This is a genomic window from Klebsiella sp. NPDC088457, assembly GCF_044900465.1.
GTDB lineage: Bacteria > Pseudomonadota > Gammaproteobacteria > Enterobacterales > Enterobacteriaceae > Klebsiella.
In genome coordinates this window covers 41,442-51,908 of the sequence record NZ_JBJDNH010000040.1, presented here as the reverse complement: position 1 = coordinate 51,908, position 10,467 = coordinate 41,442, and the positions used below count along the sequence as shown (strand labels likewise).

Here is a 10,467-nt window from a genome sequence, read left to right as displayed (position 1 = left end):
TTGTCCTGGATATAGGTGTTATAGACCCCCTGCGCCAGCGCGGCTTCATCGCCGCCGCCGGTCCACACGCGCTGGCCTTTTTTGCCCATGATGATAGCGGTGCCGGTATCCTGGCAGGTCGGCAAAATGCCTTTGGCGGCGATATCAGAGTTGCGCAGAAACTGCAGCGCGACGTATTTGTCGTTTTCGCTGGCTTCCGGGTCGTTGAGGATATCGGCAACCTGCTGCTGGTGCGCCGGGCGCAACATAAAGGAGGCGTCGTGGAAAGCGTGCTGTGCCAGAAGGGTCAGCGCCTGGGGTTCAACCTTAAGGACTTCCTGGCCGGCGAATTCGGCGACAGAGACGTAATCACGACTGAGGAGATAATACTCGGTGTCATCCTTTTTAAGGGGAAAAGGATCCTGATAAACAAACGGTTTATTCGACATTGTGCTCTCACTTACTGCTTGGCTGATTATATTTCAGGCAGACGCTCCATTTGCCTGTAGAAAAGCGAGTCGATCAATTTTACACAAATTTTTAACAAAAACTGAGACAAGGACGACTTTTTCTTTCAGCAGTTGCTTCCCGGCGATTTGCTGGTTTAATAGAGCGATAACTAACAAGTGGAAACAGGGATTGAGAATGCAGAAGCTCATTAACTCAGTGCAGAACTACGCCTGGGGAAGTCACACCGCTTTAACGGAACTGTATGGGATCGCCAACCCGGATAACCTGCCGATGGCAGAGCTGTGGATGGGCGCGCATCCGAAGAGCAGCTCGCAGGTTCTCGACGCCAGCGGCAAAGCGCAATCGCTGCGCGACGTTATTGATAGCGATAAATCCGCCCTGCTCGGCGACAAGGTCGCGCAGCGTTTCGGCGAACTGCCGTTCCTGTTTAAAGTACTGTGCGCCGCCCAACCATTGTCCATTCAGGTTCACCCGAACAAGCAGGCCTCGGAGATTGGCTTCGCCAAAGAGAATGCCGCCGGTATTCCCCTCTCTGCCGCCGAGCGCAACTATAAAGATCCGAACCACAAGCCGGAGCTGGTTTTTGCCCTGACGCCGTTCCTGGCGATGAACGCTTTCCGCGAGTTCGCTGACATCGCCACATTGCTGCAGCCGGTCGCCAGCGCGCACCCGGCTATCGGCGAGTTTTTGAGCCAACCGGACGCCGATCGGTTAAGCCAGCTGTTCGCCGGCCTGCTGAATATGCAGGGCGAAGAAAAAGCCCATGCGTTACGCGTGCTGCAAACGGCGCTGGATAACCAGCAGGGCGAACCGTGGCAGACTATCCGCCTGATCGCCGAATTCTACCCGGACGATAGCGGCCTGTTCTCTCCTCTGCTGCTGAATGTAGTGAAGCTGAACCCAGGCGAGGCGATGTTCCTGTTTGCCGAAACCCCGCACGCTTACCTGCAGGGCGTGGCGCTGGAAGTGATGGCCAACTCGGATAACGTGCTGCGCGCGGGGCTGACGCCGAAATACATCGACATTCCGGAACTGGTTGCCAATGTGAAGTTCGTGGCTAAACCGGCCGGCGAGCTGCTGACGCAACCGCAGAAACACGAGGCGGAGCTGGATTTCCCGATCCCGGTAGACGATTTTGCTTTCTCCCTCCACGATCTGTCGGCGCAGGAGTCCACCCTCGCGCAGGATAGCGCGGCCATTATCTTCTGTGTCGACGGCAATGCCGTTATCCGTAAAGGCGAGCAGCGCCTGACTCTGCAACCGGGCGAATCGGCCTTTATTGCCTGCAATGAGTCCCCGGTGCAGGTCAGCGGGACCGGTCGTCTGGCGCGCGTGTTCAATAAGCTCAAGTAAGTTACTGAACTTTTGAGTCGCAGTTGCTAGACTTCCACTCATCATGACAACATGACCAGGCGGCTTGCTCCGCCTGGTTTCATTTATGGACAAATGCTATGAAGAAATCGCTGGTCGCAGCAGGAATTATCGTGGCTCTGGGCGTGGTCTGGACAGGCGGAGCCTGGTACACAGGAAAACAGCTGGAAAATCGCCTCGCCGATGTGATGCAGCAGGCGAATACGCAGCTGCAGAGTAGCGCCCCGGAAGCCGGCGTCGAGCTGGCGTGGCAAAACTATCAGCGCGGCCTGTTCAGCAGCCATCTGCAGCTGGTGGTGAAGCCGGTGGCCGGTAAAGAGAACAGCTGGCTTGCCGCCGGACAGAGTCTGGTGCTTGACGAAGTCGTCGATCACGGCCCTTTCCCGCTGGCGGCGCTGAAATCCGGCAATATCGTTCCCGCGATGGCCTCAGTGAAAACCACGCTGGTCAATAACGAGGCCAGCAAGGCGCTGTTTGATATTGCGAAAGGCGAATCGCCGTTTGTTATCGATACCCGGATTGCCTACAGCGGCGACAGCCAGTCGGCTATCGACCTGAAACCGCTGGACTACGCCAAAGGCGATGAAAAAATCACCTTCAGCGGCGGTCAGTTCCAGCTCAACGCCGATGCCGGGGGCAAGACAGTGAGCCTGAGCGGCAAGGCGGACAGCGGGCAGATTAACGCGCTCAACGAATATAATCAGAAAGTGCAGCTGAACTTCAATAACCTGACAACCGACGGCGCAACCGAAATGACCCGCTTCGACGAGCGTATCGGCAAGCAGAAGGTCTCGCTGGAGAAACTGTCAATCGGTATTGAAGGTAAAGAGCTGGCCCTGCTGGAAGGGATGAACATCGACGGCCAGTCCTCGCTGACGGAAGATGGCAAAGCGATTAACAGCCAGCTGGATTACACCGTCAACAGCCTCAAGCTGCAGAACCAGGATATTGGCAGCGGCAAGCTGACGGTGAAACTGGCTAATCTCGATGGCCAGGCGTGGCATCAGTTCAGCCAGCAGTATCATGCCGAAGCGCAGGCGCTGATGGCTAAACCGGAGCTGACCCAGAATCCCGAGCTGTACCAGCAAGCGCTGAGCGAAACCTTCTTCAAGGCGCTGCCGATTCTGCTGAAAGGTAACCCGTCTCTGACCATTGCCCCGCTGAGCTGGCGTAACGCCAGGGGGGAAAGCACCTTTAACATGTCTATCCTGCTGAAAGACCCGGCGCTGACCACGACTGAGCCGAAAACGCTGGCGGATGAAGTGGACAGCGGCGTCAAATCGCTCGATAGCAAACTGGTGATCCCGGTTGATATGGCGACCGCCTTGATGACCCAGATTGCCGGTCTCGAGGGCTACCAGCCGGCGGATGCCGCGAAGCTGGCGGACCAGCAGGTGAAAGGTCTGGCGGCCATGGGGCAGATGTTCCGCATCACCACGATGGAAGACAATGCCATCACTTCCAGCCTGCAATATGCCGACGGCCAGGTCACGCTGAACGGGCAGAAAATGCCGCTGGACGAGTTTGCCGGCATGTTTGGCTGGACGCTGCCGACAGCCCCGGATGCCGCGCCTGACGACGACGCGCCTGCAGGGGTCGTTCCTCCGCTCGCGCCACAATAATAATGTTGCCGATAGCCCCTTTCGGGGGGCTATTTTCGGGTGACCAGCCGCGGGGGCATAATCTGGTTTCTCGCGGCCATCGGCCCCTTTTCCAGACGACGCAGGATACACTCGGCCAGGCTTTGTCCCATCTCTCTCGCCGGGGTGGTAACCCAGGTAAGCGGGACATCATCCAGCGCACTCTCCGGCACTTCGGCAAAGGCCGCCAGCGCCACCCGCTGTTCAAAATAGCTTTCCACGCTGTCTTCACCGCTCTGCCGCCCGGCCCGCATCAGGCCAAACCATGCCCCGGTGGCAATCACGTTGTTGTAGCATAAGACGGCGGTGATCGTCGGGTTCTTGTGCAGCAGCGCGGTCATGGCTTCCGCCGCCAGCTTCTGGCTAGACTCGCACTCCACCACCCATTCGCTGTGAAACGGCAGGCCATATTTCAGCAGCGTGGCGCAGTAGCCACCCACTCGTTCCGCGCGCGTCAACGAAGAACTTTGCCCCCCCAGCCAGGCAATGCGCTGATGCCCGCGGCGAATCAGATGCTCGGTGACGATCTGCGCGGCCTGCATATTATCCGGGCGAATAAGGTCGATATCATCGAGATAACTGGCGCGCGAGGCGAACACCAGCGGCATCCCCACTTCCCCCGCCCGATCGCGCAGTTCGCCGCCCTTGTCGATAGCGCCCGCGATGATCACCCCATCAACCCCCTGGGCAACCAGGGTGTCAAAGCGCTGGAGCATTTTTTCGCCGCGATGCCCGCCCTGGGTCAGAAAGACCATTTTGCCCTCGGACTCAAGGGCATCCGTCAGCCCGGCGGTGAGCTCAGCATAAAAAGGCTTCGACAGATCGCTGACTATCAGGCCGATCACCCCGCTTTGCCCGCCGCGCAGCGATGCCGCCTGGCGATTACGCACAAACCCCAGCTGCTCAATCGCCTGATTGACGCGCTCGCCGGTGGCTGACGAAATGCGCCCTTTACCGCTGAGAACCAGCGAAACCGTGCTGACCGAAACCCCGGCCACCTGCGCCACGTCGTTGATGGTGATCTTTTTTGCGATAGCCATACCTGCAACCGTCTCCCTGTGGCGACCGATAAAACGTTTTATCAATAGGTTATCTTTATAAACGTTATCATCGCTTGATTATGTGATTTTTATCGCACTAAAAAGTGGTAAAACGTTTTATCTTGCCGTGACGTTGCACTCACCCATAACTCAACACATCAGGATTCGCGTTAATGACGGCAAAAACAGCACCCAAAATCACTTTGTGGGAGTTTTTCCAGCAGTTAGGAAAAACGTTTATGTTACCCGTGGCGCTGCTCTCGTTCTGCGGGATCATGTTAGGGATCGGCAGTTCCTTAAGTAGCCATGATGTCCTCACTCTGCAGCCGTGGCTGAACACGCCCCTGCTGCAGGCGGTGTTTGTGTGGATGAGCAAAATCGGCTCTTTCGCCTTCAGCTTCCTGCCGGTGATGTTCTGTATCGCGATTCCGCTGGGCCTGGCGCGTGAAAACAAAGGCGTCGCCGCCTTCGCCGGCTTTGTCGGCTATGCGGTCATGAACCTCGCGGTTAACTTCTGGCTGACGGCAAAAGGCATTTTGCCGACGACCGATGCCGCCATTCTCAAAGCGAACAATATCCAGAGCGTTATCGGGATTCAGTCGATCGATACCGGGATCCTTGGCGCGGTCATCGCCGGGATCATCATCTGGATGCTGCATGAACGTTTTCACAATATCCGCCTGCCGGATGCGCTGGCTTTCTTTGGCGGCACGCGTTTTGTGCCGATTATCACCACCGTCGTCCTCGGCCTCGTCGGGCTGGCTATTCCGCTGGTGTGGCCAGTATTCGCCATAGGGATTAACGCCCTCGGCCAGGTGATTAACAGCGCGGGCAATTTTGGCCCGATGATTTTCGGTACCGGGGAACGTTTGCTGTTGCCTTTCGGTCTGCAGCACATCCTGGTGGCGCTGATTCGCTTTACCGAGGCGGGCGGCACCATGGACGTGTGCGGGCATAGCGTCAGCGGCGCGCTGACTATCTTCCAGGCCCAGCTCAGCTGCCCGGAAACCCACGGCTTCTCTGAAAGCGCGACCCGCTTCCTGTCGCAGGGGAAAATGCCGGCGTTCCTCGGCGGCCTGCCGGGCGCCGCACTGGCGATGTACCACTGCGCACGCCCTGAAAACCGCCACAAAATTAAAGGGCTGCTGATCTCCGGCGTGATCGCCTGCGTCGTTGGCGGCACCACTGAACCGCTGGAATTCCTGTTCCTGTTCGTCGCTCCGGTACTGTACCTCATTCACGCCCTGCTGACCGGCCTCGGTTTTACCATCATGGCGGTGCTGGGGGTGACTATCGGTAATACCGACGGCAACGTCATCGACTTTGTGGTTTTCGGGATCCTCCACGGCCTGTCGACCAAATGGTATCTGGTACCGGTGGTCGCCGCCATCTGGTTTGCGGTTTACTACGGCATCTTCCGCTTCGCCATTACCCGCTTTAACCTGAAAACCCCGGGCCGCGATATCGAAACCAACGCCGCCTTTGAAAAAGCGGTCTCCGGCGTCACCGGGAAATCCGGCTATAACGTGCCGGCGATTCTGGCTGCGCTGGGCGGCGCGGACAACATCACGTCGCTCGATAACTGCATTACCCGCCTGCGCCTGTCGGTTAACGACATGAGCAAAGTCGACACCGCCGCGCTGAAAGCCAATCGCGCGATCGGCGTCGTTCAGCTCAATCAGCACAACCTGCAGGTGGTGATTGGGCCGCAGGTACAGTCGGTGAAAGATGAGATGGCCGTTCTGATGAATACCGTCCAGGCATAAACCGCCTTTCCCCTCCCGCCCGGGAGGGGTATGAGATGAAGGAAGTTCAGATGTTTGATTTTTCAACGCCGGTCGATCGCCACGGAACCTGGTGTACGCAATGGGATTATGTGGCCGATCGTTTTGGCGCCGCCGACCTGCTGCCGTTCACTATCTCGGATATGGATTTCGCCACCGCGCCCTGCATTCTTGATGCGCTCAGCAAACGCCTTGCGCACGGCGTATTCGGCTACAGCCGCTGGAAAAACGACGAGTTTCTCGGTGCCGTCGCCCACTGGTACGCCAGCCGTTTTCATACTCCTGTTGACCGCGACGCTATCGTCTATGGCCCCTCGGTGATGTATATGGTGGCGGAGATGATCCGCCGGTGGTCAGACGTCGGTGACGGCGTGGTGATCCACACTCCGGCCTATGATGCCTTTTATAAAACGATTGAAGGCAATCAACGCCGGGTAGCCGCGGTCCCGCTGATCCGCGAGCAAAACCAGTGGCGCTGCGATATGGCACAGCTGGAACGGGCGCTGGCGGATCCGCGCAATACCCTTATGCTGCTGTGCAGTCCGCATAATCCAACCGGCAAGGTCTGGAGCCGCGATGAGCTCGACACCCTATCCCGGCTGTGTGAACAGCACGGCGTGAAGGTGATAAGCGATGAGATTCATATGGATATGGTCTGGGGTGACCATCAGCACATCCCCTGGTGCACCGTCGCCCGCAGCCCGTGGGCGCTGTTCACCTCCGCGTCGAAAAGCTTTAATATCCCCGCCTTCACCGGCGCCTACGGCCTGATTGACGACGCCGCCTCGCGCGAGGGGTATCTCACGGCGCTGAAAAATCGGGACGGGCTCTCTTCACCTTCGGTACCGGCGCTGGTCGCCCATATTGCCGCCTATCGCGAAGGCGCTCCGTGGCTGGATGCGCTGCGGGTCTATTTAGAAGGCAATATGCGCTATATCGCTCAGGCGCTTAATCAGGCTTTCCCGTCGCTTAGCTGGCAACCGCCGCAGGCCACCTATCTCGCCTGGATCGATCTGCGCCCGCTGAATGTCGACGATCGCGCCCTGCAAAAAGCGCTTATCGAGGAGCAGAAGGTCGCTATTATGCCGGGCTATACCTACGGCGAAGATGGCGTTGGATTTGTGCGCCTCAACGCCGGCTGTCCCCGCGAGAAGCTGGAGAAAGGCGTCAACGGATTGATTGCCGCCCTGCGCGCGCTGCAGTAAAAGCCTGCGCGGCGGTTACGCTAACCGCCGCCTGGCGCACCGTTTACAGATCGTCCCGGCGGCGAAAAGCCAGATACCCGGCGCCAAGGGTGAACACGCCGACAATCAGCACCAGCAGAATAAATCCATGATGATTGCTGGCAAGCGGGATCCCGCCAACGTTCATGCCAAAGAACCCGGCGACGATATTGATCGGCAGCGCCAGCACGGTGATCACCGTCAGGGTATACAGCGTACGGTTGCTTTGTTCCATCTGTCGGGCGCTGATCTCTTCCTGAAGCAGGCTGATACGCTCAATCAAGCCGGAGAGATCGTTGAGCACCACCGTAAACTCCTCGGTGAACTGGCGGAACTCCTGGACTACCGAGCGATCGATCCACGCCGGAGGTCGATTCAACAAACGAAACATCGCCGCAGGCTCCGGGGCCAGCAGGCGCTGAAAGCGCAGCAGCATACGCCGCAGGCGCGCGAGGTCGGCGCGGTTTCGCTGCACGTGGTTGCTGAGCAAACGCTCTTCAATCGCATCGACGTGCCGGCTGGCCTGCCGCACCACCTGCTCCAGCACCTCCTCCTGCTCTTCAAGCAGGAAGGCCATCAGTTCGGTAGAAGAGTTCATCTTTAACCCGGCCAGGCGCGGCAGCATCCATTCAATAAAGCGCAGCGGCTTATAACGCGCCGTCACCACCAGCTTCTGGCTGCAATACAGCCACAGCGTCGAGGTTTCTGCGGTGGTCTCTTTAGGGTGGAACAGGACGTCATTCAGGACGGCAAACAGATTATCGCCCTGCCGTTCGATACGGGTGGTATGTGAACCATCACGAATCTCTTCAAAGAAAAAATCGGCAACGGGGAAATGGTTCAGCAGCCACTTCTCTGCGGTGGCGTGGTTCAGGTTGAGATGCAGCCAGACAAAGTCGTTTTCGCCGTCCAGCTCGTGATATTGCGCGCAAACCTGCTGCGAGGTTATTTGCTGCGGGGTTTGCCCTTCACGAAAGATAAAACCATACACTAACCCGGACACTTCCACATCAAAATCGGGTTTTAACATCTTTCCCGCGACGTCTTGACTCATATATCCCTCAGGATGGCATTAAGCACTGTTCAGGCCCGAATAAAGTCATCTTTCGCTATTTTTCACAGCCTGGCAAGGTTAATGATTTGTTCATAAAACAGAAACCTGACTGACATCTGCGTTTTATAAGTTCAGCGCTGACATCCATGTCAATTATTCTGTCTGATGTATAGAGGAAGGTCCCTGATGAGCGAAAACAGCAGCTCGCAACGCATCGCGCCGGGCATTGACCCGCAGATTGTCCGGTCAAAGCTTTACCAAAAGAACAGCAAAAAAACTGTTCTTTTTTTTATCTTTTTATTAGCCATAGGAATCGCTTTCTCAGGGGTAAACTTATTTCATGATGTGGCCAGCTCCGGGACGGTATATACCAGCTACCTGCCTTTTCTGCTATTAGGGCTGGCGTTATTCATTGCGCTGGGCTTTGAGTTCGTTAACGGTTTTCACGATACCGCGAACGCCGTCGCCACCGTTATCTATACCCATTCCCTGCCGCCAACCGTCGCCGTGATGTGGTCTGGCTTTTTTAACTTCCTCGGGGTGCTGCTTTCCAGCGGCGTGGTGGCCTTCGGGATCATCTCGCTGCTGCCGGTCGAACTCATCCTGCAGGCTGGCACCGGCGGCGGCTTCGCCATGGTCTACGCCCTGCTGTTCTCCGCCATTATCTGGAATCTGGGCACCTGGTGGTTTGGCCTTCCGGCATCCTCATCGCACACGCTTATCGGTTCCATCATCGGCGTCGGGGTCTCAAACGCGCTGATCCACGGACGCAACGGCACCAGCGGCGTTGACTGGGGACAGGCGATCAACGTCGGGTATTCGCTGCTGCTGTCGCCCATCGTGGGCTTTGTCTGCGCCGCGGTATTGCTGCTGTTGTTAAAGAAATTTGTCAAAAATAAACAGCTGTACGCCGCGCCAAAAAACGATGCCCCACCGCCGCTCTGGATCCGCAGTCTGCTGATCCTTACCTGTACCGGCGTCTCTTTTGCTCACGGCTCTAACGACGGGCAAAAAGGGATGGGGTTAATCATGTTGATTCTGGTCGGCACCATGCCGATTGCCTATGCGCTAAACCGTACGCTGCCGCCGGAACAGGCGCCACGCGTGGCGGCGCTGGCGGAAGTCACTGAAAATCGCCTGCTCGCGCAGTTTCCGGGCATCACCCCGGCGCAGCCCCGCGACGTACTGACCCGGTACGTACGCGACGGTCAGCTGACGCCGGAAGTGCTCCCGGCGCTGGCGCGTTAGTCCGGTATTATCGGTAATCAGATTCGCCAGTACGGTTCGGTGGATAAAATTCCGGCACAGGCGGTGTCCAATACCCGCAATGACATGTATCTGGCCGCGGAAACGATCAAGCATCTGCGGAGTCACCCCGATCTCCAGCTGCCGCTGGAGATCACGCAGAACCTTGACGCCTTGAAAAAAGAGCTGGATAGCGCGACGCGCTTTATCCCGTTCTGGGTCAAGGTCGCCGTCGCCGTGGCCCTTGGACTGGGCACCATGGTCGGCTGGCGACGCATCGTGGTGACCATCGGCGAGAAAATCGGCAAAACCTACCTGACCTATGCCCAGGGCGCCAGCGCGGAACTGGTGGCCATGAGCACCATCGGCGCCGCCGATGCATTCGGTCTTCCGGTCTCCACCACCCACGTCCTGTCGTCGGGGATTGCCGGGACCATGGCGGCGAATCACTCGGGGCTGCAGTTTTCCACGGTGCGTAATCTGCTGATGGCCTGGGTGCTGACGCTACCCGCGTCGGTGCTGCTTTCCGCCGTGCTGTACTGGGCTTTTAATAAAATATAATCGTCGGCAAGGCGCATCCGGAATGGACCCGTCACCGGCGTGACGGGTTAATCCCCTCACCATAATTGCGCATTATTTTGATAAAACTCAAAATTATCT

The 10,467-nt window shown here is 57.6% G+C and carries 7 protein-coding genes and 1 pseudogene; 5 read left to right on the top strand and 3 right to left on the bottom strand.

Features of this window, described 5'->3' with window-relative positions:
* Window positions 1-428: fumarate hydratase (locus tag ACI2JR_RS21785; RefSeq protein WP_462479457.1), on the bottom strand; the 428-nt coding region annotated here is incomplete at its 3' end.
* A 196-nt stretch (window positions 429-624) separates the two neighbouring features.
* Here ACI2JR_RS21785 and manA point away from each other — a divergent pair.
* Both manA and ACI2JR_RS21775 read left to right on the top strand, forming a co-directional pair.
* A complete protein-coding gene (manA, locus tag ACI2JR_RS21780; RefSeq protein WP_132730823.1) occupies window positions 625-1,803 on the top strand; it encodes a mannose-6-phosphate isomerase in 1,179 nt (392 codons plus the stop codon).
* Window positions 1,804-1,901: 98 nt separating this feature from the next.
* Window positions 1,902-3,443 (top strand): YdgA family protein, encoded by a 1,542-nt coding sequence (locus tag ACI2JR_RS21775; RefSeq protein WP_462479456.1) that lies wholly within the window; start codon window positions 1,902-1,904, stop codon window positions 3,441-3,443.
* A 29-nt stretch (window positions 3,444-3,472) separates the two neighbouring features.
* Here ACI2JR_RS21775 and ACI2JR_RS21770 read toward each other — a convergent pair whose 3' ends face one another.
* Window positions 3,473-4,501 carry a Mal regulon transcriptional regulator MalI gene (locus ACI2JR_RS21770; RefSeq protein ID WP_132730821.1) on the bottom strand — a complete coding sequence of 343 codons (1,029 nt, stop codon included), beginning with the start codon at window positions 4,499-4,501 and terminating at the stop codon, window positions 3,473-3,475.
* A gap of 173 nt (window positions 4,502-4,674) precedes the next feature.
* Between ACI2JR_RS21770 and malX the strand changes: the two genes are divergently transcribed.
* Window positions 4,675-6,267 (top strand): maltose/glucose-specific PTS transporter subunit IIBC, encoded by a 1,593-nt coding sequence (malX, locus tag ACI2JR_RS21765; RefSeq protein WP_132730820.1) that lies wholly within the window; start codon window positions 4,675-4,677, stop codon window positions 6,265-6,267.
* A 50-nt stretch (window positions 6,268-6,317) separates the two neighbouring features.
* The gene (locus tag ACI2JR_RS21760; RefSeq protein WP_462479455.1) at window positions 6,318-7,490 is read left to right on the top strand and encodes a MalY/PatB family protein; all 1,173 of its coding nucleotides are present in this window, start codon (window positions 6,318-6,320) and stop codon (window positions 7,488-7,490) included.
* A gap of 43 nt (window positions 7,491-7,533) precedes the next feature.
* Here the strand turns inward: ACI2JR_RS21760 and ACI2JR_RS21755 are convergent, their stop codons facing one another.
* Complete coding sequence (locus ACI2JR_RS21755) at window positions 7,534-8,562, bottom strand: CorA family divalent cation transporter (RefSeq protein ID WP_462479454.1); 1,029 nt, start codon at window positions 8,560-8,562, stop codon at window positions 7,534-7,536.
* A gap of 186 nt (window positions 8,563-8,748) precedes the next feature.
* On the opposite strand from ACI2JR_RS21755, the pseudogene ACI2JR_RS21750 reads away from it, so the two are divergent.
* Window positions 8,749-10,368: pseudogene (locus ACI2JR_RS21750) on the top strand (inorganic phosphate transporter).
* Window positions 10,369-10,467 lie beyond the last annotated feature (99 nt).

What these genes read in the sequence shown, in the direction of transcription:
- ACI2JR_RS21760 (WP_462479455.1), top strand. Translation starts at nt 6,318, where the DNA reads ATGTTTGATTTTTCAACGCCGGTCGATCGCCACGGAACCTGGTGTACG.
- malX (WP_132730820.1), top strand. Translation starts at nt 4,675, where the DNA reads ATGACGGCAAAAACAGCACCCAAAATCACTTTGTGGGAGTTTTTCCAG.
- ACI2JR_RS21755 (WP_462479454.1), bottom strand. Translation starts at nt 8,562, where the DNA reads ATGAGTCAAGACGTCGCGGGAAAGATGTTAAAACCCGATTTTGATGTG.
- manA (WP_132730823.1), top strand. Translation starts at nt 625, where the DNA reads ATGCAGAAGCTCATTAACTCAGTGCAGAACTACGCCTGGGGAAGTCAC.
- ACI2JR_RS21770 (WP_132730821.1), bottom strand. Translation starts at nt 4,501, where the DNA reads ATGGCTATCGCAAAAAAGATCACCATCAACGACGTGGCGCAGGTGGCC.
- ACI2JR_RS21775 (WP_462479456.1), top strand. Translation starts at nt 1,902, where the DNA reads ATGAAGAAATCGCTGGTCGCAGCAGGAATTATCGTGGCTCTGGGCGTG.